This is a genomic window from Colwellia echini (assembly GCF_002843355.2).
Classification (GTDB): domain Bacteria; phylum Pseudomonadota; class Gammaproteobacteria; order Enterobacterales; family Alteromonadaceae; genus Colwellia; species Colwellia echini.
In genome coordinates, this window is the sequence record NZ_PJAI02000001.1 from 173,161 (window position 1) to 196,133 (window position 22,973).

Annotated in this window: 16 protein-coding genes and 1 riboswitch; of the genes, 8 read left to right on the forward strand and 8 right to left on the reverse strand. The window is 37.9% G+C overall.

The features are described 5' to 3' along the window. Window positions 1–28 precede the first annotated feature (28 nt). Both mobA and moaA read right to left on the reverse strand, forming a co-directional pair. Window positions 29–745, reverse strand: coding sequence for a molybdenum cofactor guanylyltransferase (gene mobA, locus CWS31_RS00725; RefSeq protein WP_101343246.1), 717 nt, complete (start codon window positions 743–745; stop codon window positions 29–31). A gap of 2 nt (window positions 746–747) precedes the next feature. After that, window positions 748–1,719: a GTP 3',8-cyclase MoaA gene (gene moaA, locus CWS31_RS00730; protein ID WP_101343247.1), complete on the reverse strand. Its 972-nt coding sequence runs from the start codon at window positions 1,717–1,719 to the stop codon at window positions 748–750. Further along, window positions 1,705–1,878, reverse strand: a riboswitch (molybdenum cofactor riboswitch). (Overlaps the previous gene by 15 nt.) 255 nt (window positions 1,879–2,133) lie before the next feature. On the opposite strand from moaA, the gene moeA reads away from it, so the two are divergent. Further along, window positions 2,134–3,366, forward strand: a complete 1,233-nt coding sequence (moeA, locus tag CWS31_RS00735) for a molybdopterin molybdotransferase MoeA (protein WP_101343248.1) — start codon at window positions 2,134–2,136, stop codon at window positions 3,364–3,366. Window positions 3,367–3,558: 192 nt separating this feature from the next. Then, a complete protein-coding gene (locus CWS31_RS00740) occupies window positions 3,559–3,945 on the forward strand; it encodes a hypothetical protein (RefSeq protein ID WP_101343720.1) in 387 nt (128 codons plus the stop codon). A gap of 165 nt (window positions 3,946–4,110) precedes the next feature. Here the strand turns inward: CWS31_RS00740 and hemL are convergent, their stop codons facing one another. From hemL to CWS31_RS00770, 5 genes are all read right to left on the reverse strand, one after another. Next, window positions 4,111–5,394, reverse strand: a complete 1,284-nt coding sequence (gene hemL, locus CWS31_RS00745) for a glutamate-1-semialdehyde 2,1-aminomutase (protein ID WP_101343249.1) — start codon at window positions 5,392–5,394, stop codon at window positions 4,111–4,113. An 83-nt stretch (window positions 5,395–5,477) separates the two neighbouring features. Then, window positions 5,478–6,491: an aspartate carbamoyltransferase gene (locus CWS31_RS00750; protein WP_211355771.1), complete on the reverse strand. Its 1,014-nt coding sequence runs from the start codon at window positions 6,489–6,491 to the stop codon at window positions 5,478–5,480. Window positions 6,492–6,749: 258 nt separating this feature from the next. Continuing rightward, complete coding sequence (locus CWS31_RS00755; protein WP_101343250.1) at window positions 6,750–8,885, reverse strand: trypsin-like serine protease; 2,136 nt, start codon at window positions 8,883–8,885, stop codon at window positions 6,750–6,752. 321 nt (window positions 8,886–9,206) lie between these two features. Continuing rightward, the gene (gene hemJ, locus CWS31_RS00760; RefSeq protein ID WP_101343251.1) at window positions 9,207–9,653 is read right to left on the reverse strand and encodes a protoporphyrinogen oxidase HemJ; all 447 of its coding nucleotides are present in this window, start codon (window positions 9,651–9,653) and stop codon (window positions 9,207–9,209) included. After that, entirely contained in the window at window positions 9,653–11,518 is a 1,866-nt protein-coding gene (locus CWS31_RS00770; protein WP_246143247.1) for a chloride channel protein, read from the reverse strand. Before CWS31_RS00770 ends, hemJ begins: the two co-directional genes overlap by 1 nt. A 23-nt stretch (window positions 11,519–11,541) precedes the next feature. On the opposite strand from CWS31_RS00770, the gene CWS31_RS00775 reads away from it, so the two are divergent. From CWS31_RS00775 to CWS31_RS00790, 4 genes are all read left to right on the forward strand, one after another. Then, complete coding sequence (locus tag CWS31_RS00775; protein ID WP_101343252.1) at window positions 11,542–12,261, forward strand: DUF6776 family protein; 720 nt, start codon at window positions 11,542–11,544, stop codon at window positions 12,259–12,261. A gap of 180 nt (window positions 12,262–12,441) precedes the next feature. After that, window positions 12,442–12,783, forward strand: a complete 342-nt coding sequence (gene erpA / locus CWS31_RS00780; protein WP_101343253.1) for an iron-sulfur cluster insertion protein ErpA — start codon at window positions 12,442–12,444, stop codon at window positions 12,781–12,783. A gap of 210 nt (window positions 12,784–12,993) precedes the next feature. Next, complete coding sequence (locus CWS31_RS00785) at window positions 12,994–14,127, forward strand: efflux RND transporter periplasmic adaptor subunit (protein ID WP_101343254.1); 1,134 nt, start codon at window positions 12,994–12,996, stop codon at window positions 14,125–14,127. Window positions 14,128–14,135: 8 nt separating this feature from the next. Continuing rightward, window positions 14,136–17,234, forward strand: coding sequence for an efflux RND transporter permease subunit (locus tag CWS31_RS00790; protein ID WP_101343255.1), 3,099 nt, complete (start codon window positions 14,136–14,138; stop codon window positions 17,232–17,234). 297 nt (window positions 17,235–17,531) lie between these two features. Here CWS31_RS00790 and CWS31_RS00795 read toward each other — a convergent pair whose 3' ends face one another. Continuing rightward, window positions 17,532–19,157 (reverse strand): DUF1254 domain-containing protein, encoded by a 1,626-nt coding sequence (locus CWS31_RS00795; protein WP_101343256.1) that lies wholly within the window; start codon window positions 19,155–19,157, stop codon window positions 17,532–17,534. A gap of 648 nt (window positions 19,158–19,805) precedes the next feature. On the opposite strand from CWS31_RS00795, the gene CWS31_RS00800 reads away from it, so the two are divergent. After that, window positions 19,806–20,432 (forward strand): tetratricopeptide repeat protein, encoded by a 627-nt coding sequence (locus CWS31_RS00800; protein ID WP_101343257.1) that lies wholly within the window; start codon window positions 19,806–19,808, stop codon window positions 20,430–20,432. Window positions 20,433–20,500: 68 nt separating this feature from the next. After that, entirely contained in the window at window positions 20,501–22,972 is a 2,472-nt protein-coding gene (gene rnr, locus CWS31_RS00805; RefSeq protein ID WP_101343258.1) for a ribonuclease R, read from the forward strand. The last annotated feature ends 1 nt before the right edge of the window (window position 22,973 follow it).

A 22,973-nucleotide genomic window follows, 5' to 3' on the forward strand; every position in this document is an offset into this window, starting at 1 on the left:
AAGTTAATGAGATTTTATTTTTTAATGATTACTTAAATTGTTGTTGTGCTTGATGCCATTGTTCTGGCGTATTGGTATTAAATAATAATTTGCTATTTTTACTGCTAATGGCCTGATGAGGTATTTTCGCTAACATTGAGCGCACGGATGGAGCATTTTTATTTTCACCCTTAACACGATTTGAATCTTGATTTACTAAAATATATTGATGAAAAGCTTGGCTTAAAAATGCACTCAAGAAAGCATTATTTGGTAGATACAGTGGAATATGATGTATCTGTTTTTGCGTATCACTAAAGAATGTAGCTTTGCGGCTAAGCTCACCTTTAAGGCGTAATTCAGCTATTGCTGCAGGCGTCATTAATGGCAAGTCAACGGGGAGAATCAAGAATGATTTAGGTTGTAAATGTTCAGGGTATTGTTGTAAACAATGCGCTAAAACACTGTAAATTCCACCAACTGGTCCAGATTGTGGCACTAAATCAGGTATTTGATGGTGGTCACCACTAATGACAATATTAGCGATGCCAGAATCTGTTAATAACTGCTTAGAAAAATCCAACATGCTTTGCCCAGACGTTTGTGCCCAGCTGTGTGTTGAGGCCTTGTTTAAGGTGTCGTTCGAACGCGTAAGCTGCGCTTTATCTTGCCCCATACGAGACGATAAGCCACCTGCCAAAACTACACCCAAACAGTCAACAGCTAGATGTTTGTTATTTAGGTCACCAATATCTTGAATAAGCATTGTTAACCTCCTAGCATAGCCAGGTGCTTAGTGGCACCAGTAAGCTTTTCATGTAAATAATGGGTCGCTTTTTTATCACCCAGTAAAGAAACTATTTTATGCTGTAGCGGCTTAAGATCATCACTTTGTAATTCTTCACGTAATGACAAGCCTTCTTCACCAAATAAACATAAATGTAATTTACCACTTGAGCTAATGCGTAAGCGATTACAAGTATTACAAAAGTCTTTAGAGTAGGGCATTATTAACCCTACTTTTCCTTGGTAATCAGGATGATAAAATTCTTGCGCAGGGCCTGCTGATTTATTTTGAATAACAGGAAGCCAGCCATCAAGAATTAAGTTTTGCTTAATACGAGCACCTTGCACATGTTGTGCATCAAAAAATTCTTTATTATCGCCAGTTTGCATTAACTCAATAAAGCGTAGGGTGATAGGCGTGTCTTTCAGCCAGTTGAGGTAACTTTGAATGTCTTTGCCACTATATTCACGCATTAGCACGGTATTAACCTTAACCGAAGCTCTGCCATCGGCTAATGCCATATCAATACCTTCAAGAATTGTATTAAGCTTGTCGTGGCCTGTTATCGCGTGAAATTGGCGAGGATCTAAGCTGTCGATACTAATATTAATAGCGTCAATACCGGCATCTAACCACTGCGGTAAATGCTCAGGCAGTTTAAAACCATTGCTAGTAATCGCGACTTTTTTGATGCCGGGAGTTTGTTTACAAATACGGATTATTTCAGGCAAGTCTTTACGCAGTGCTGGCTCGCCACCGGTAATACGAATTTTTTCAGTACCTAATTCAGCAAAGCCTTTAGCAATGCGTTTTATTTCAGGAATGGATAAAAAATCACGCGGCTGATCGCACTGATAACCATCAGGCAAACAATAAGTGCAACTGAAATTGCAAACATCAGTAATCGAAAGTCGTAGGTATGAAAACCTACGGCCAAAATTGTCTGTTAACATGTCACCTTTCCAAATGTAGGGAGGCTAACGCGTTTCCTTGTTAACCCTGGCAACTAAGCTATAAATAATATTATTACAATATAAGGGCTTAGCTACGGCATAGCACAACATAATTACTAAAGTAACTTTAGCTGGGCTAGCTCGGTGTTATAAATGAAGCTCTTGCTGAGCTCTGTACTTATTTGAGTATATCTTAATCTGATGAATTGATGGTAATTCTTTTTCGTGTGCACAATAGTGATCAAAATCAATAAAACTGTGTTTTTAGTACTATTAAATTCGTCGCGATATAGAGATACTAAGCTTAGTTAGAGGATGTTGATCTTTCAAAGTTAAAATTTATTCAATTTAAAGCGAATTAAATCGTGAAAGAAACAATATCTATTTATTTATGTAATATTTAAGCGAGTTTTTATGTCAGATTGTTGCTCAGCACCAGGACTTTTACCCTTTGCAGACGCGTTAACTAATATGTTAGCGCAAGTTTCCTCTATTACCGACACTTTAACTTTACCTATTGAGCAGGCGTTAAATTACGTCTTAGCTAAAGATATTGTTAGCCCTTTAAATGTGCCGCCGCATGATAATTCAGCTATGGATGGTTATGCTTTTGCAGTGGCAAGTTTAGCTAAGAATAAAACCCTAACAATGGTCGGTCGGTCAATGGCGGGTGCGCCTTTTGAAGGAGAATGTAAAGCAGGTGAATGTATTCGTATTATGACAGGCGCGAAAATGCCAAGTGACTGCGATACGGTTGAGATGCAAGAAAATGTTAGTGTTGATGGCGAGCAGATCACTTTTTTACAAGAAAAGAGTTTTGGCGACAATATTAGAAATTCAGGCGAAGATATTAAAATTAACCAACAAGTATTACAGGCCGGTAGAAAATTATCAGCGGTTGATATAGGTGTATTAGCTTCGTTAGGTGTGGCTAAAGTGAGTGTTTATCGAAAACTAAAAGTCGCTTTAATCGCTACTGGTGATGAGTTAAAGATACCAGGACAAGCATTGCGCTCAGGCGATATTTATGAAACTAACAGCTTTGTATTATCAGCGATGCTGGAAAAGCTACATGTTGAAGTCATTAATTTTGGCATTATCGAGGATGATTTTAAGGCGATTAAAGCCGCATTTATAAGCGCTGATCAACAAGCTGATGCAGTTATTTCTTCTGGTGGAGTATCTGTGGGCGATGCAGATTACACTAAAACGGTATTAGATGATTTAGGGGAAATTGGTTTTTGGAAGATAGCGATGAAACCTGGTAAGCCATTTGCTTTTGGGAAACTACCTAACAGTGTATTTTTTGGTTTACCGGGTAACCCAGTTTCAGCATTAGTTACTTTTCATCAATTAGCGTTAGTTGCTTTAACTAAAATGCAAAACGCACAATCGTTACAGCGAACTCAGCTCACGGTTAAATGTGTTTCTGACTTACGTAAATCACCGGGGCGTATGGACTTTCAACGAGGCTATTTGTCAGTTAACGATGCAGGTGAAAATATAGTAAAGTCAACGGGGGCACAAGGCTCTGGAATTTTATCGAGTTTAGCTAAAGCTAATTGCTTTATTATATTGCCACAAGATCAAGGCAAAGTGATGGCTGGCGAGAAAGTGACTGTTCAACTATTTGACCATTTTCTTTAATTTTGAATTAATATAAATTTTTTCTATGAGGAGAGTAAATATTTTTTCGAGATATTTTAGAGTGGCGTTTTTTTGTTATTAACTTATGAAACTATAATCTATAAGAGAACAATTGTTATTTAACTTTTGAACTGGATAAAACAATTATATGTAGTAGTATTGTTCAAGGGTACAATAAGATTGGACGGCCGTATGATTAAACACCAGCTTAGTTTTGCTAAAATCAATATTTTAAATGACCATATCGCAGAAGTCATTGTAAATAAAGGTGTTGATATTTCGTTAGAGATGACTGAAGAATATGATGATTTTTTAGCTAAAACATTTTCAAGTAATTTTGCAGTATTAGTTAATAAAATTCATCAATATGATCTTTCCTTTGAAGCTAAACTCAATGTGGCTTCCCATGAAAATTTAACAGCTATAGCTGTGATAACTTACGATAAGGAAAGTAAAGAGCAAGTGAAGAATTTAGCCACTATGCGCGAGCATGATGGTTGGAATTTAAGAATATTTGACGGTTTAAATTTAGGTTGGCAAGACGGTTTAGATTGGATTCAAAGTGAGCTGAGCGCTTAATACTTTTCGAAGATATAGCTATTTTTCATTGGCTATAAGTTGATAACACATGCAAACAATAAAAAACGCTGGCAGTATTAATACCGCTAGCGTTTTTTTGTTTATTGTTCAGCTTATTGTTCAGCTCATTGTTCAGAGTTATGGCTTAACCTGCTCCCAGATTACTTACAATTGAGCAAAACACTTATCAGCAGCCGCTAATGTTTTTTCAATTATTTCATCAGTATGTGCAGTTGATAAAAAGCCAGTTTCATAGGCTGAAGGTGCAAGGTAAACCCCTTCATCTAACATTAAATGAAAGAATTTTTTAAACATTTCTGCATCACACTGAGTTGCCTGCTCATAGGTGGTTATTGGGTTTTCATCTTCAGTAAAGAAAAAGCCAAACATAGCACCTACATAATTAATACTCAAAGCAATACCATTACGCTCTGCAGCAGCTTTTAAGCCCATTGCTAGTTTTTCTGTGCCGGCAGACAGTTGTGCATGCTTATCGCCCTGCGCTAATTCTGTTAAAGAGGCTAAACCTGCAGCCATCGCAATAGGATTACCTGACAGAGTACCTGCTTGGTAAACCGGCCCAATAGGCGCGATATAGTCCATAATTTCTTGTTTGCCGCCAAAGGCGCCAACAGGCATACCGCCACCAATAACTTTACCTAAAGTCGTTAAATCAGGTTTGATGTTGTAGTGTGCCTGTGCGCCACCTAAAGCAACACGAAAGCCAGTCATGACTTCATCAAAAATTAATACACTTTTATATTGGTCACAAACAGCACGTAAACCTTCAAGAAAGCCTTCAACAGGAGGTATACAGTTCATGTTACCAGCAACTGGCTCAACAATAATACAAGCAATCTCATCAGGATATTTAGCGAAAATGGCTTTAACTTCTTCAATATTGTTGTAACTTACCGTTAGCGTATGCTTAGCAAAATCAGCAGGTATACCCGGTGAATTTGGCACGCCCATTGTTAATGCACCTGAGCCTGCTTTTACTAACAATGAGTCAGCATGGCCGTGGTAATTTCCTTCAAACTTTAATATTTTATCGCGGCCAGTATAACCTCGCGCTAAACGTATAGCACTCATGGTTGCTTCTGTACCAGAGCTAACCATGCGTAAACACTCCATGGAAGGCACTAATTCACGAACCTTATTGGCCATGGTAATTTCAAGTTCAGTTGGTGCGCCAAAACTTAAACCATTTTGTGCTGTTTCAATAACGGCTTTAAGAATAGCTGGGTGATTATGACCTAAGATCATAGGTCCCCACGAGCCAACATAATCAATATATTCTTTATCGTCAGCGTCATAAATATAAGCACCTTGAGCGCGCTTTATAAAACAAGGCGTGCCACCAACACCATTAAATGCGCGTACTGGAGAGTTGACACCACCAGGGATTATTTTTTGTGCTTGTTCAAATAACTGTTCTGATTTATTCATAATTTTGTCTTTTAAGTCGCGCTAATGACTTGGATATATGTCATTAGCTTTTGAAAATAAGTACTGTTAAATAGTTACTAGAGTTAAACGTTTTTATTGGTGTACCAATTAACGGGCTTTTCGTATTGAGTTAACTGATTTTCAACACCTAATGTTAATGCAAATAAAGCCATGCGAACTAAAACACCATTTTGTGCTTGTCTGAATATGGCTAAATTGTCTAAATCGTTTAAATCGATATCCAATTCATTTGCTTCAGGGCGAGAATCACGTGGTAAAGGGTGCATGATCACCGTGTTTTCTTGACAGTATTTTTGGTAAACATCTTTATTCAAACTAAAGTGACCACGATATAAATCGGCTTCATCTTTACTAGCAAAACGTTCTTGTTGAATGCGGGTTTGATAAATAACATCGGCAGATAAATTACCAGCCATGGTGTCGGTAATAATCACTTCATGGCCTGCATCACTTAAGCTAGATATAACACTATCCGGCATTTGCAAAGCTGTTGGTGAAACCATGGTTACTTTAACGTTATTATACAGGCTTAGTAATTTTGATAATGAATGGACGGTACGACCATGTTTTAAATCGCCCATTAAAACAATATTTAAGTTATCTAAACCTTTATTAAAGTGCATCATTTCTGATTGAATGGTGAACAAATCAAGTAATGCTTGAGTCGGGTGTTCATTGGCGCCATCACCCCCGTTAATTACAGGAACCGTGCTACCTTGCGCAAATTGTTCTACTGAATGCATTTGTGGATGACGCATGGCAATTACATCAGAATAGCCACTAATTACTTGAGCGGTATCAAATAAAGATTCACCTTTACTTAATGATGAATTCTCTTGGCCAACTGTTTCACGGACAAATCCGCCTAATAAATTAAACGCAGTGCCAAAACTAACCCGAGTACGTGTACTTGGTTCAAAAAACAAGTTACTTAATATTGCGCCATTAAGTACGTGACAACGTTTTTGACGTGACGCATAAGGTGCCATCTGAGCCGAAATTTGCAGTATTTTCGCAATTGATTCGCGGTCAAATTGTGATACGGACAGTATGTTGTTGCCTTCGAATTTCATCATTTTGATTCGTTACATTGAAAGGGAAAAAATTTGCAAGAATATAGCATAAATTCACTAGTTTGTGAACGATAATCGGCAATATAAGATACTGACACCATTGAGTATATGGATACTGAAGTTATACATTAGAAAATAACGTTAAGATCACTTTATGCTATTAAAAATCAATAATTTATAAGCGGAATTAACCAGCTTAAGGTTAATTAAGATCAGTGAGTGTAGTGTTATGTTTTTAAACTGTATTGAGCGGTAGCTTCTCTAAGGTGCAGATATTCTTAATCGACGTTGTAGATATATACATAAGCCTATAAATATATTGAAGCTTGTGCTGCCGCCGCTAGAATCATTACTTGTTTGCTCATTAGGTGATGTCGGGGTGCTTGGTGTATTTGATGGAGTACTTGCTGTGAACGCTACATTTTTTAGAAAACCTTGATCTTGGCCTGCACTACTTGAAGCGTCTTTTTTATATAGCCAGGTCACTTGATGATCTCCAGCAGATAAATTATCAATTTTAACCGTTTCAAAGCCAATTTCACCAGAGATAAAGGAAATTTGCTCGCCGTCAATTATTAAATATAATGCATCGAATGGTTCTTCAGGAGCCTCTGAATTTTCTTCCGAAGAGACAGACCAATCAAATGATAAACTTCCGCTGCCTGAGAAGGTTAATAATACTGAGCTTTGTTCACCATCGGTAATATCTCCACTTATTATACCTGCTTGGGTATTGTCTACTTGCCAAGGTTTATCTCCACCGCTAAACCAAAGCAATTCAGTAGATCCATTTGATAATTGCGTATTAATATTTGTATTAGCGGCAACAGATTGCGCACTGATATAAGCCTGACTTGTTGGGATGTCTTCAGCATTACTATCAATTTTGATCGTAATGTTTTGCTTACCTAAGGTTTTGGCATCAAAAGTAATTTGAATTTGGCAAGATTGTTTAGCGGCAAGAAATGCGCAATGGTCTGTGACTAAATTAAAACCATGATTACTGGTCATTTCTGTTGCTAGTGAGAAGGTTAAATTGGCGCTTGTTACACTATTGTTAGTAACATTAAGTGTTTGGGTTTGTGATTTATTTTGCGGTGTTATAGGAAAGCTATAACTCGTTTCAATCGCAATTCCCTGTGTAATGCTATTTATCCAGTCGGTAAACTGACCTACACGAGTATAAATGTCAGGAAAATTAGCGTCGGCACAGCCTATTCCATAACTCACAATCCCTACTTGTTGCCAACCTTGATTAGTATTGACTACTAATGGCCCGCCACTATCACCTTGACAAGAGCCTCTACCACCACCTAAAAAATGTGCGCATATCATGCTGTCGGTTATACCAACGTCATCAGTGGAAAGTGTTCTATTGTCCAAATCTTTATAAGTTTGTACTAACTTATCTTTACATTGTTTGTTAGTAAGTAGCGTTAATTCAACTTGACGTAATTGATCAGGTTGACTATTACCTGGCGATACTTCATAAGGTCCATATCCAACAACGTTACCCCAACCTATAACTGTAGCCGGACTATTATCAAGCGCTAACTGAGTTGTTTCAGTGGCGTTAAGTAACGTAATTGCAGGGTGGTTAATAGACTCAACCAGTTCAATTATTGCTATATCATTGTTTACCTCGGCGCCTTCATTATATTCAGGATGTATATAGATACTGGCAATGGCTTTAGCATTACTTGCGCCATCGGTTAAATCGTATTCACCGACGTTTACCTTGAGAAAATCAATGCTAATGTCACTTACACAATGCGCGGCTGTAAGCACCCATTTTGTACCAATAAAACTAGCGCCACAATTGGCGATTTGCGTGGTTGTTTGAGGCTCATTGCTAATGGTCGCAATGCTATCAAGTTTCCCTAATAGCTCAGCACCATGACTTTGACTAATAGAGATAACCGGTATTGTACCGCTAAAATCTTCGCCTAAAGTGAAGGCTAATTTAGATGGTGAATTATTATAAATAATGGCACCAATACCGCCACCAGCCTGGCAGTTATTAACCTTTTCTGAAAAATTTATTTCGCCACGGGCAATTAAACATAGTTTGCCGGTAGCTGAATCACATGCGCTATCGCCTATGCCGCAGTCAACCATTACAGCACTAGCTTGGCCTGTAGGCGCATATAAGAAAGGGGAGCTGTCGTAATCAACACCTGCAACATCAAGCGAAGTGGTTAACTCATCAATAGTAAAAACTAAAGCACTCATCCAAGGCCAATCATTTTCATTAGCAAGTTCGCCGCCAACGATAAGCGGCATTTCTATTGATGTTAAAGCGAGATTTTTTTGAGTGGTTGATGATTCTGCAAACGCGAAACGAAAGGGAGCTAGGAACAATGTGATGCAGAGCAATGTATATGAAATATATTTCATCAATTTATTTCCTAATAGGTTTTAACTTCGCAGCTCTTGAGAGAAGAATAGAAGATAGTTACTTGAGTATACTTATAAAATGGATAAAATATAATCATATTTTTCGTGCTAGTGAACTAAGGATAGACAGAGTATTAATTTAACTATTAATTTAGTTATTAATTTAGTTATTAATTTAGTTAAGCTGAGTTCAGAACAATAAAATGCAATAGCAGCTTCTTTATCCTTATTTTCTTCTAATTAGCGGTATTTTGAAAAACCAATAACTCGTTATCGGCTTTGCTTTCTTGCTTGGTACTAACCTTTTTTTATATCGAATTTCTACATGGGTTTTACGTAAGCTAAGATAATTACGGCAAATAATATCAATACAGGAACCTCATTGAATATTCGATAGAAGCGACCTGTACGGGTGTTTTTATCTTCAGCAAATATCTTTACTAATTTAAAACAATAGCCGTGATAAGCAAACAATATGATCACTAACGTTATTTTGATATGCAACCAAGTTGCGTTAGCAAACCAGGCATAGCCGTAAGCATAGATCATAAGTAACCCCAAAATTAACGTAAAAATAGCAAAGGGAGTTACAAAGTACAGTAAGCGTTTTTCCATGCCTTTAAGTTGCTGGCTTATGTCACTTGAATTAGTTTCTGCGTGGTTAACAAATAGACGAGGTAAGTAAAAAATGCCAGCAAACCAAGCGACCATAAAAATCACGTGAAATGCTTTAAACCATTGCATATTACTCAGTATAAAAGTTGTCATTAAATCAAATTTCCTTCAACTAAATAGATTCTAAGTTGTTCAAAGGTGACTATGCCTAGGCATTGGTTAATATCATCACCATAAATATATACCGCACCAGAGCGTTGGTTTACCAAAGACAAATAAGCTTCAGCTAGTGTTGCTTGATGATCTAAAGGGATCAATTTATCTAATATCAACATGCTAGCAGGCTCAATACTTTTTTGGTTCTTAGTATCAGTAATAATAGGGCTGTCGTTGTCATTTTCAGCGGTTACTGACTCTTCCATGGTTTGTAAAATAGCATCTAACTCAGTAACATACTTTTCTTCAGCGTTTACTTTTGACTCTGATGATTCGCTTGTTGTTGGCGCTATGCTTGTTGCTAATTCTGTATCTAATTTAGCCCAGTAATAATGATTGGCGTGGCTTTCAGGATCGAATACTTTATTGATTACTAGTTTTTCTTCGGGATTGCGTAGTAATTCGCCTATCATGGTGCGGTTAGTTGCGTGTTCTAAAATTAACAATTGGTCTTTCATTACCGCCAATACGCCTATATTTTGTAATGATTCTTCAATAGGAGGTTTGTTGTAAAGTAAGTTTTGAGCATCTAATTGCATAGTGAAAATTGATCTATTGTTACAGAGTTGTCTGGAAACAATACTGGCGATACTGATCACAATCATCGCTGGTACTACTAATTCTAGTTGTCCGGATAACTCCACTACAGTAAGTAACGCAGCGAGTGGGGCATTTAAACTTGCCGCCATAAACCCCGCCATTCCCATTAAAACAAAATCGCCACTTAAATTATTAGCACCTGGTATTAAATTAACCATCATAGCGGCAGCACAAGCGCCAGCAATGGCTCCAATACCTATGGTTGGACCAACAACACCACCAGGAATGCCTAAACCCAGAGCGAACATGGTCATCAATAATTTAGCTATTAATAAACTAAATAAAAAACCGAGTGGGAGGTCATTAATTAACGAAACATCAATCGCTTCAGTACCACTACCCATGGCACTAGGAACTAAATACCCCAAACAACTGGTAATTATTGCCGCCAGAATTAAGCGCGGAACTATATGATACTTAACCCCCTTTTCTATGATAAATACCAAATACTTATTAAAGAGGGCAGCTAATCCACCTAAAAAAATGGCAAGTAGTATTAATGAAAAATAATGCTGCTTTTCAAGTGCTAATGTATGAAAATATTGAAAGTCATGACTTGTTCCAAAAACACTACTGGTAATTAAAGAGCCTACTATTGCAGCGATCATAACAGGGATGAATATGTGTACTTTATACTCACGCATTATGACTTCCATCACAAAGATTACTGCTGCAATTGGGGTGTTAAATGTTGCCGCTATACCTGCCGCTATGCCACAAGCGCATAGCGTACGAATACTGTTATAAGGTAATTTAAAAACACTGCCTAGGTAACTACTACATGCTGCACCAAGATGCACAGCAGGACCTTCTCGACCAACTGAAAATCCTGAGGCGAGGGCAACAGCACTTCCCCAAAATTGATTGAGGGTATTTTTAAAAGGCATGACTCCATGAGCGACTTTTAATCGATGTAAAACAAAGGGAATACCTGTACGCAGATATTTATAACCGGTAAGCCAACCCATCAGTAAGATGACAAGTGCGCCGATAATAGGTAATTGAAAACGACTTACGTCATCTAAACTGTTATAGTTGTCGCGCTTTATCAGGTAAAGTTGCTGAATTTCTTCAATAGTAAGGGTGAATAACACCACCAATAAGGCAGAAGCACAGCCACCAACAATGGCAAGTAAACATATTTGCCAAGAGGTCTTTGGCAAAGCGAGATGTTTTCTTATTGATGCGATTGATATTATCATTACAGGATTATAATACTTTACAAATGAAATGGTTAGCAAAAATAAATCTTAAAGTCGTTATTGAGCGATTAGGTACGTTTAAATCGGCGTTATTTCTCTTTACCGTTATCGGCTTGTGCCTTTTTATAGGTTATCGTTTAGGTAATTATTATCATCACTTTCAAGTAACCACACTCGAACAGCAAAAAAGTCGATTAAATCGACTTTATCAACAGCAAGAAGAAAACATTGAGCGTATCCATAGTTTAGAAGTCGAATTAGCGATTGAGCAACTTGCTAATAATCAAGCGCAACAGTTATTGAAAACTTCAGCGGATCAAAATTTTGAAGTAAGAAAGCAGTTAGCTTTTTATGAAAAAGTGATGGCGCCAGAAAAGCAAGCAGAAGGACTTTTTGTTGAAAGTATTAAAATTGTAACAACATCAACGCCATATAAATACCGCTTTCAAGTAGCATTAGTGCAGCAGCAATTAAAACGACGATACAGTAAAGGTTATATAGAATTAGATTTTATCGGCCAACAAGATGAGCAACCGGTAACACTTAAACTAACAGATGTAGCGACACTGGATAAAAAAGATTTGGATTTCAGTTTTCAGTACTTTCAAATTATCAGTGGTGAATTTACTTTACCAGCAAATTTTTTACCTGAGAGTGTTATTGTGTCAGCTATTTTAGCTAAGTCTCGTTGGCAAAAATACGCCAAACAAGAAAAGCGGGTAAAATGGCAGCTTAGCCAATAAGCGTTGTTTATTAGAAGTCCTACAACAAGCAAAGTCAGGAATAATACTTGATTAAATTAGTCAGGTTTAAGATAATTAGCCTATTAGTGATTACAGTTAATTTTACACTTAAGTTTCATTCACGTTAATCACCCGCATTAAACGTAGTTATTCGTACTTGTTAGTACTAAGTTGAGCACCATGTCAGATCTTGAATTACCGATTAAATTTACCGATGCTGCGGCAAATAAAGTTTTATCACTTGTTACCGAAGAAGAAAATCCAGCCCTAAAACTGCGCGTGTATGTTACCGGTGGTGGTTGTTCAGGTTTTTCGTATGGCTTTACTTTTGATGAAAAAGTAAATGACGGTGATTTAACTATTGAAAAGCAAGGTGTAGCTATGGTGATTGATCCAATGAGCTTACAATACCTTGTTGATGGTGAAGTCGATTACCTTGAAAGTTTAGAAGGTAGCCGTTTTGTGGTTAATAACCCTAATGCAACAACAACTTGTGGTTGTGGTTCATCATTTTCTATCTAATATTTTATTACGCTCGTAAATAACCTGTGTAATTAGACTTAAAAATACCGGCAATTGTCGGTATTTTTGTTTCTAGCTAATTAATTCCGCTCAAAAAAACTCAATAGTACTGATTCACATTAATTATAGTTTGTGCGTTTATATAAGTTATTTTTTATCATCGCTGTAAAATGGGTTACTATATCGCCATATAAATATGGAGATCTTTTAATGAAACATATCTTTAATTCCAGTTGGTTAGCACAAAAGCCTTATCTTATTGCCATTATCATTACCCTAATTTTATTTTTTTGGATGGCCTCAGGCCCTAGCGCGAGCGAACAAAAAGCGGAAATAAAAGCGAACACTCCTAGTCATAATGAAAAGGAGCTAACGGCGCAAGTAAAAGTTGAAACACGTTATGGCAGCAATATTCATAAAATAATAGAGCTATATGGTCGCACAGAGCCTGATCGTATTGCCACATTAAAAGCTGAACTTGACGGTAAAATTACTGAAGTATTAGCAAAACGCGGTTCAAAAGTATCTAAAGGGCAAGTTATTGCCAAAATTGCTTTAAATGGTTTACCAGTACAATTAACAAGTAGTAAAGCGTTGTTAAAGCAGCGTGAAGTTGAGTATGAAGGTGCATTAAAGCTAAGTCAAAAAGGCTATCAAGGTAAGGTTCAGTTAGCACAATCATATGCGGCACTTGAGTCTGTAAAAGCTGAGATTGAACGTTTAGAGTTAGACATTGCCAACGCCGTTGTTAGAGCGCCATTTAGCGGTATTTTAAATACACGTAATGTTGAAGTTGGGGATTATGTTAAGTCAGGTGATGACATTGCTATCATCGCAGATTTAGATCCGCTTATTGTTCGCGCTCATGTAACCGAGCGCCAAATCAGTCAATTGTCGGTTGGGCAAATAGCACAAGTAACCCTATTAAATGGTGAGAAGGCACAAGGCGTGCTTCGTTATATTGCCAGTGTAGGTAATGATGCGACCAATACCTTTAAAATTGAAGTAGAAATAGAAAATAAAAACATGCAATTGTTAGCGGGCTTAAGCGGTGAACTAACGATCGAGTTAGCTGAAATGTCAGCGATTAAAATCTCCCCAGCGTTACTTGCCTTAGATGAAAGTGGCAATATCGGTGTTAAGTCAGTTAAAGACACCATTGTTCAATTTACACCTATTGAGATCATTAAAAGTGAAAGCGATGGCATATGGTTAACGGGGCTTGGCGATCAAGTTGATATCATTGTATTAGGGCAAGGTTTTGTCCGTGCAGGCGATAAAGTGGATGCTATATTTGATACGGCATCTACAGAGCAAGCAGCAACCTCTGCCGATAAAGAATAGGATCAATTATGTTAACGCTTATTGAAGCCGCTTTAACGCGAACGCGTACGGTATTGATGTTGTTTGTATTACTGCTTATCTCAGGCGCAGTAACCTACAACAACATTGCTAAAGAAGCTAACCCAGATATCACCATTCCAATTATTTATGTGTCTATGGTACATGACGGCATCTCTCCTGAAGATGCTGAACGTATGCTGGTAAGGCCAATGGAGAATGAACTAAAGTCTATTGCTGGTATTAAAGAAATGCGCTCTAACGCCGGCGAAGGACATGCCTCTGTTACCTTAGAGTTTATTGCCGGGCTCGATCCAAAAGAAGCACTTGCTGATGTGCGCGACAAAGTGACGTTAGCAAAAGCTAAGTTACCGAGTGAAACCGAAGAGCCAGTAGTGAATGAAGTTACTATGGCAAACCAAGAAGCCGCATTAACAGTTGTTTTATCAGGCGCTGTAACTGAACGAGGTTTAATTACCATAGCCCGTGATGTAAAAGACAGTATTGAAAGCATGCAAGAAGTGCTTGAGGTTGATATTGGTGGTGACCGTGAAGACATGGTTGAAATTATTGTCGATCCATTATTAATGGAAAGTTATGGTCTTGATCAAGCGGACATTTATAATCTTGTAGAGCGAAATAACCGTTTAGTACCTGCAGGTACAATGGATACAGGTAAAGGGCGCTTTGCCATTAAAGTACCTTCAGTGTTTGAAAATATTCAAGATTTATTAGAGCTACCTATTAAGGTTGATGGCGATCGCGTTATCACCTTCCAAGACGTATCAACAGTTCGACGTGCCTACAAAGACCCTACTAGCTTTGCTCGTCTCAATGGTCATCGTTCAATTTCAATTGAAGTGAAAAAACGCTCTGGTGAAAACCTCATCGAAACCGTAGAAAAAGTTAAAGCTATTATTGCTGAAAGTCGTGTGAAATGGCCGCAACAAGTACAGGTTGATTATGTTGGTGACCAATCAATAGAAATAAAAAACACCTTAACTGATTTACAAAACAATGTATTCTCGGCTGTACTGTTAGTTGTAATTGTCATTATTGCAGCCTTAGGTGCGCGTAGTGCCTTATTAGTAGGTTTAGCCATTCCGGGCGCTTTTTTAACGGGTATATTAGTTATTGCCTTGGCAGGTATGACCGTAAATATTGTAGTGTTATTTGGTTTAATTATGGCTGTCGGTATGCTGGTAGATGGTGCGATTGTTGTCACCGAATTTGCCGACCGACAAATGAACGAAGGGCACAATAAAAAACACGCATACGCTACTGCTGCACGTAGAATGGCATGGCCAATTATAGCCTCTACAGCAACCACACTTGCAGCCTTTGCGCCGTTAATGTTTTGGCCAGGTATCATGGGAGAATTTATGAAATATCTACCCTTTACCTTAATCGCTGTGTTAACCGCTTCATTAGCCATGGCTTTAGTATTTGTGCCAACACTAGGCTCTGTTTTAGGTAAGCCACGTTTAGTAAGTAAAGCCGAGCAACAACAAATAGATCACGCTGAAGCTGGTAATTTCGACAAATTAACAGGCTTTACTGGCAAGTACATTCGAGTACTAACAACCGCAATTAAACACCCATGGAAAGTTGTGGCTGGTACTTTTGCTGTTTCGTTTTTAGTTATGTGGTTATATGGCGCTTCAGGTCTTGGTGTAAGCTTTTTTCCTGATGTTGAACCACAAAGTGCAACTATGGTTGTACGCTCGCATGGCGATCTATCAATCAACGAAAAAGACGTGATTATGCGTTCTATCGAGCAACGTATTTTACCACTTGAAGAGATAGAAACCTTATATACCCGAACCGGTGGAACGGATCAAATAGGTACCTTTAAAGTTAACTTTGTTGATTGGCAAATAAGAGGCGCGGCGGACGAAATTATCGAGACTATTCATGAGTTAACTGCCGATCTCGCTGGTGTTGAAATTGAAGTAAGAAAAAATGAAAACGGCCCGCAAAATGGTAAAGATTTAAAGCTTGAATTGAGCTCACGTTTTCCTGAAAAATTAGATGAATCGGTAGCTATTATCCGTAATGCGTTAGTTGCTACAGGCAAGTTTACCGATATTGAAGATACAGGAGCAAAACCGGGTATAGAATGGCAGCTAATTATTAACCGTAATAAAGCAGCAACTTATGGCGCAGATGCGGCACTTGTTGGCTCAAGTGTGCAAATGGTTACTAACGGTTTAAAGCTTGGTGAATATCGCCCTGATGATGTTGATGATGAGTTGGATATTCGTGTTCGTTTTCCCGAAGAAAAGCGAAATATTTCTCGACTGGACTCACTTCGCTTAAAAACACAGTCAGGCTTAGTGCCAGTAGGTAGTTTTGTTGAACGTAAAGCGGCACCTAAGGTTGATACTATTCATAGAGTTGATGCAAAGCGTGTAGTGACTATACAAGCTAACTTAGTTCCTGGTGCGCAGTTGCTGAATGAGTTACCCCTTTTACAAGCACAATTACCGACTTTGGGTTTACATTACTCAGTTGAAATTGATGTGAAAGGGCAGAATGAAGACCAAGAAGAATCGCAAACATTTTTAGTGAATGCTTTTGGTATTGCTTTATTTGTTATGGCGATGATCTTAGTAACCCAGTTTAATAGTTTCTATCAAGCGTTTTTGATTTTAAGCGCGGTTATCTTCTCAACTGTCGGGGTGTTTTTAGCCTTGTTATTGGTACAAAAACCTTTTGGTATTGTCATGGGGGGGATTGGCGTTATTTCATTAGCGGGCATAGTAGTAAATAATAACATTGTACTTATTGATACCTATAACGTATTACGCAAAGAAGGCTCTGGGGTGGTTGACGCAATATTACGTACCGGCGCACAACGTTTACGCCCTGTTATGTTAACCACTATCACGACTATTCTAGGTTTATTGCCTATGGTATTGCAGGTAAATTTAGACTTCTTTGAACGTACTATTGTGTTTGGCGCGCCTTCTACTCAATGGTGGACACAACTGGCAACCGCTATTGCAGGTGGCTTAGCATTCGCAACAGTCTTAACCTTAGTACTAACACCGTGTTTGTTGGTATTACGAGATAAACGTAAAGAGAATCAATTATTAAGCACTTCATAAAAGGCAAAGATATAGCAGCTAATTTTTAGTTAATTGATCTTTCTACATAACCTGAATTCAGGTTACATATTAAAAAGCCAGTGCTATTGATTTAGTACTGGCTTTTTAATATGTAACTGATCTGACATGTGTATATACCCGTTACCATTCAAAGTGCGGGATTTCAGTGGGAATTAAAGTCATAAAACAAAAATATTACACAACAAAAAAATGGCTAATCACGAAAATTTCGTGATTAGCCATTTATGCTTTAGTTAACCTTTATTTAAAGGCCTACTTAGTCCTTGAAAAGAAGGATTAGTCTACCAATTCAATTTCAGTAGGCTGCCAAGTCTTGTCAAAGAATGAAGGTTTAGGGCTGTATAGACGTAGGATAGTAAACCAACCTTTGTTCGGCATAGTTTGAATCCAGTTGCCACGGTCTACACCTTTAGGTTGTTTAGGGGCAAAGTAAATAGTAGTTGAGCCATCTTTATTGGCTTTTGCCGCAGGTGAAGGGTAGCTTTGACTACCAGCACGAGGGTAGCGTTGAGGTGTCGCAAGCATTGAACGTGATTGGTTGTCATATACTGTGAATGACCAGAAAGCAGCCGCTGGAATATCTTTAGGTAAGGTAACCTTATAGGTTTTTTCACCGTTAAATATTTCATTTTTACTATCTGCGAAGCTCATTAAGTATTGCGAACCAACACCTGGTATACGCATGATCATGGCTGGTGAATCTAGGGTGTAACCGAAGTAAAACGCAGAACGTGAATCTAAAGTACGCGCACCTGTTGGATGAAATGGTTTGAACATGCCAGTTTTGCCATCAAACATTGGTGGTGGTGTTTCGAAGTTATAACCACCTTCAAATAACATGTTACCCCAGTTTGAATCTTCATAATAACGCCATTCAGGATGCGCCATAGCGTAACGCCAGTTAAATGAACGACCTGCAGCAGCACCAACTTCAGCAGCATCAGTTAAGATTCTTCGCATACGAGAATCAGGCTTGAAAGGCTTGCCTTTAACAATACCAATAGCAGCAAGTTGCCCTGTTAGCTCTGGATCATAACTTGTTGCAGGCTGCTCTTGAATATTTTCGTTTATCATTTCAAAGAAGCCAAAATCACTTGGTGGTACTGTATTAAAACTTTTTCCTGTAAGTTCAACAAAAGTAGTTTCAGGAATTGGACCACCACGCCCTAAACGAACTTTACCAGTAAGTGCAGAGGCAATACTTGTACCTACAGTACCTGGCGTATAAGGATAAATTTTCATGGTTTTCTTAATTAAGTCAGCCGCTGGTTTAGGGTCATTGTTAACTAAGAAAGAACGCGCTGCATATAATGCACGGTTAGTTTTTGATTTAGCGATGAAGTAACCGCCATCAGGAAGTAGATTTTCGTCGTAACCTGGCGGTACGATTAAGTATTTACCCCCTTCACCGCGATCTGGTCCTGGTTTACCTATATCAATGCTCCATGAAAACCACATGTCATTTATAGTACCTAAACCATTTGGTGGCTGTTCAATGATAATTGGCCCTTTGGTTAGATCTAATACAGAAAGATAATAAATGGTATCAGCATTGGCCGTAAGAAATATTGAATTAGAATCCATCAACTCAGAAAAAATAGCGACAGAGTTATCTTTTACCCCTGCGCTTTCCAAACCTTTAGCTATGGCAAGTGCAGAAGCACCGCGAAAACTGTTATTAAAAACATTTAAGGCGCGAGTAAAATCTAGCGTATCATATACTTTTTGTGCAGTTGCTTCTGTTGGAACACCATTTTGGTAAACTAAGCTACCAATACTGGTTTCAACTCGATCTGCAGAGGTAATGTTTTCAGGAATCTCTCCTGCTTGCACTGCTAAGCTTGAACACGCTAGTAGCGAGCAACCTAACAGTTTATTGAATTTCTTAAGCGGTGTTGTCATTGATTTTTCCTTTCAATTGTATTTTGATTTTAATCTAAAATAAAAGCTGGGTAATCTACCCTTTATTTAGCTAAAATTAATGCGATACCTTTAGCTAGAAAAATAATGCCATAGCATTTATATCATTGCTATAAATTAATATGTGTTTGTTATTGATAATCAGAATATTGCTTAATCTGTGTTCGGGATAATGAAAGTGAGTAGAATAATAATATCAATCACTTAGGATTTTACCTTTACAATAGTTTTAATTATTCGTAGTACAAGGCAGGAAAGCGAAGCCAATAACGGGTTATTGGGAGCTTTCATAACGAAGTAATACGGGTAATTAAGGCTGTTGTAGCATTTTGCTTATCCCGAACTCAGGTTACTTATGTTTAATGTATTTTGAGTGGATATTTTTATTATTGCTAGTGAGTTAAACAATGAAATTTCAGGCGACTGATTTTAAACTCATATATTGGTGCTAAACTTGCATTTGAATAATAAAAATAAGATAAGTATTAAATGGTCAGTGCAAGCTTGTTAATTTAGTTGTTATTAATTAATGAACTAATAAAGCATTTTAAATATTTTTATCTAAATCACTTTATTGTCGATATAAAGTAATAACTCGTTATCGTTAGCAATAGCTCTATTAGGATTATTATGCGTATTTTATTGTCAGTTTTACTTATTCTCTCTACCTGTACTTCTGCTTGGGCGGCAAACCAGAATATGCAAGCAGTACAAATTTACTCAGACGATCAATTACTTGATCTAATTAAAGAAAATAAGCATTTGGGGCAAGTAGTTTTAGATGAATGTCAATTAGTGCAAGATATTGAAGCCCGAGCTAATAAAGCCAATATGCCGTCTTATCAGTATTTGTGGGGCGATATGTTAGCTTATGGGGTTTGTGTTAAAAAAGATATTCCCCTAGGTTTACATTATATGCATTTAGCTGCTGATCAGGGCTTAGCTGAAGGATTAGAGCAACTAGGCCGTTATTATCACCAAGGTAAGTTTATGCAGGTGGATATTGACCGCGCTATTATTTATTTAAAAACAGCGGCAAGTTTAGACAATCTAGCGGCACAAATTCGCCTAGCTGAAATTTATCAACAGGGTTACGGTAGTCCGTTAGATTACCCAGCTTTATATTCGCAATTATTTAATTCATTAACAGATGATAAAGAAACCCATAAAAAAATTAGCGAATTACTTGCTGACCTTGCCAGAAAAATGCCTAATAACGTGGTTGAACAAGCAAAAAAAACAAGCTATACAAATTAACCATTAGTGATTGACTGGTTAGTGGTATACTTAGTGTCAATTATCCTTAAATATTGACTTTTTATATAGTGACCTATAACGATCCACACGCTAAACGCGAAGCTAAAAAATACGAACAGCCTGTAGCCTCACGCGAATTATTGCTATCAATAATCGAAAAATGCTCACCTCCGCCTACCTTTAATAGCTTAATTAAAACCTTAAAATATACTGAGGAATATCAGTTGATCGGGGTTAAACGTCGTTTACGTGCCATGGAAAACAGTGGGCAGATAATTTTCAACAAATTTAAGCAATATGCTTTACCTGAAAAAAATAGCCTTATAACGGGTAAAGTTATTGGCCATCGCGATGGCTTTGGCTTTTTTGCGCCAGACGATGCCTCAGTTACTGATAAAAATGGTAAAGATTTTTATATTTCTGCTTTTGAAATGCAGCGTGTTTTTCATGGTGATATTGTGCAGGCCATGTTGGTTGACCGCGCTGACCGTAAAGGTAGAAAAGAAGTAAAAATACTCGAAGTTATTGAACCTAGAAATGCACCTATCGTTGGTCGACTTTATGTTGACGCTCATATGTGTAAAGTCATTGCTGAAGATAGTAAAATTAAACAAGAAGTACTTATTACTCCTGAAGGTAGAATGGGCGCTCGCCATGGTCAAATGGTGGTAGTTGAAATTATTGAAAGACCAACTAGGCGTACTCAAACTATTGGTAAAGTGGTTGAAGTTTTGGGCGATCATTTAGCACCAGGTATGGAAATTGAAATAGCGTTACGCGCCCATGATTTACCTCATCAATTCTCTCATACTGTACAAGCTGAAGTAGCCGGTATTGCCGATGAAGTAGAAGAATCTTCAAAATTACCGCGTAAAGATTTACGTGACTTACCATTGGTAACCATCGATGGAGAAGATGCACGAGATTTTGATGACGCTGTGTATTGTGAACCTAAAAAATCAGGCGGCTGGCGTTTATGGGTAGCTATTGCTGATGTAAGTTATTACGTTAGACATGGTACCGCACTTGACGATGAAGCTATCTCTCGTGGTAACTCAGTGTATTTTCCAAGCCAAGTAATTCCGATGCTGCCAGAAAAGTTATCGAATGGATTATGTTCATTAAATCCTGACGTAGACAGGCTTTGTATGGTTTGTGAAATGACCGTAAGTGCCACGGGTAAATTATCTGGTAGCCAATTTTACCCAGCGGTAATGCGCTCGCACGCACGTTTTACTTATACAAAAGTTGCAGCAATTCTTGATGGCGACGAAGCACTTATTAATGAATATCAAGCTGTAGTACCTGATTTGAAAAACCTTGAGCAGATGTATCATGCTTTAACTGATGCTCGGTTAAAACGTGGTGCGATAGCTTTTGAAACACAAGAATCTATTTTCCTCTTTAATGAAAACAAAAAAATAGACAGTGTTGTGCCATTAATTCGTAATGACGCACATAAGATCATTGAAGAATGTATGATCTTAGCGAATGTTGCTACGGCTAAATTTATAGAAAAACATGAAGCACCGGGTTTATTCCGTGTGCATGACAAACCAAGTGAAGAAAAGTATAGAAACTTTATTACTTACCTTAATGAACTTGGTTTAAAAATGCCGGCTAAAGAAGAGCCAGAACCAAGAGATTATGGCGATATCTTAGCTAAAGTTGCAGGTCGCCCTGATCAAGAATTAATTCAAACCATGCTATTACGCTCTATGCGTCAAGCCGTTTATCAAAGCGATAACGAAGGACACTTTGGTTTAGCATTACCTTCATATAGTCATTTTACTTCACCTATTCGCCGCTACCCAGATTTAGTAGTACATCGTGTCATTAAAGCTATTTTAGAAAAAGAAGTAAAAAATAAAGCCAATGAAGGTTTTTATGATTACACCCTAGAAGAAGTTATTGAGTTGGGTGAGCATTGTTCAATGACCGAACGTCGTGCTGATGAAGCCACACGTGATGTTGCCGACTGGCTTAAATGTGAGTTTATGCAAGATCATGTGGGCGATTGCTTCTCAGGTGTTATTTCTACGGTTACCAACTTCGGTATGTTTGTGCGTTTGCAAGATTTACACATTGAAGGTTTGGTACATATTACTTCTTTAGGTAAAGACTTTTATCAATTTGATGAAGTACGATTGTGTCTAACTGGTGAAAACAGCGGTAAAAAATACCGTGTTGGCGACGAAATTCGTGTGCAAGTTGCTGCCGTTAATCTTGATGAAAAGAAAATAGATCTACGCCTTGAAGGCTCTGATTATGAAGCGCCAAGCAAAGGGCAGTCTAAAGGTCGTGGCAATGATAAAGGCAGGGGGCGTCGTTCAACGCCAAATGCAACAGCCCCTAAAACGGATAGAAATGAAGCTAAGGGAACGCAAGCGAGAAAGCCTAAACCTAAACCTAAACCTAAACCTAAACCTAAGCCTAAGCCAAAGGGTAGTACTAAACCTAAAGAAAAGAGTAAGGCTAAAAAACGCAGTGCACGAAAAAAACGTCCTGGTAAAAATGCCCGTAAAAACGCAGCTAAGTAAT

Excerpts from the sequence above, each read along its gene's own strand:
- mobA (WP_101343246.1), bottom strand. The coding sequence starts at position 745 with ATGCTTATTCAAGATATTGGTGACCTAAATAACAAACATCTAGCTGTT.
- moaA (WP_101343247.1), bottom strand. The coding sequence starts at position 1,719 with ATGTTAACAGACAATTTTGGCCGTAGGTTTTCATACCTACGACTTTCG.
- moeA (WP_101343248.1), top strand. The coding sequence starts at position 2,134 with ATGTCAGATTGTTGCTCAGCACCAGGACTTTTACCCTTTGCAGACGCG.
- CWS31_RS00740 (WP_101343720.1), top strand. The coding sequence starts at position 3,559 with ATGATTAAACACCAGCTTAGTTTTGCTAAAATCAATATTTTAAATGAC.
- hemL (WP_101343249.1), bottom strand. The coding sequence starts at position 5,394 with ATGAATAAATCAGAACAGTTATTTGAACAAGCACAAAAAATAATCCCT.
- CWS31_RS00750 (WP_211355771.1), bottom strand. The coding sequence starts at position 6,491 with ATGATGAAATTCGAAGGCAACAACATACTGTCCGTATCACAATTTGAC.
- CWS31_RS00755 (WP_101343250.1), bottom strand. The coding sequence starts at position 8,885 with ATGAAATATATTTCATATACATTGCTCTGCATCACATTGTTCCTAGCT.
- hemJ (WP_101343251.1), bottom strand. The coding sequence starts at position 9,653 with ATGACAACTTTTATACTGAGTAATATGCAATGGTTTAAAGCATTTCAC.
- CWS31_RS00770 (WP_246143247.1), bottom strand. The coding sequence starts at position 11,518 with ATGATAATATCAATCGCATCAATAAGAAAACATCTCGCTTTGCCAAAG.
- CWS31_RS00775 (WP_101343252.1), top strand. The coding sequence starts at position 11,542 with ATGAAATGGTTAGCAAAAATAAATCTTAAAGTCGTTATTGAGCGATTA.
- erpA (WP_101343253.1), top strand. The coding sequence starts at position 12,442 with ATGTCAGATCTTGAATTACCGATTAAATTTACCGATGCTGCGGCAAAT.
- CWS31_RS00785 (WP_101343254.1), top strand. The coding sequence starts at position 12,994 with ATGAAACATATCTTTAATTCCAGTTGGTTAGCACAAAAGCCTTATCTT.
- CWS31_RS00790 (WP_101343255.1), top strand. The coding sequence starts at position 14,136 with ATGTTAACGCTTATTGAAGCCGCTTTAACGCGAACGCGTACGGTATTG.
- CWS31_RS00795 (WP_101343256.1), bottom strand. The coding sequence starts at position 19,157 with ATGACAACACCGCTTAAGAAATTCAATAAACTGTTAGGTTGCTCGCTA.
- CWS31_RS00800 (WP_101343257.1), top strand. The coding sequence starts at position 19,806 with ATGCGTATTTTATTGTCAGTTTTACTTATTCTCTCTACCTGTACTTCT.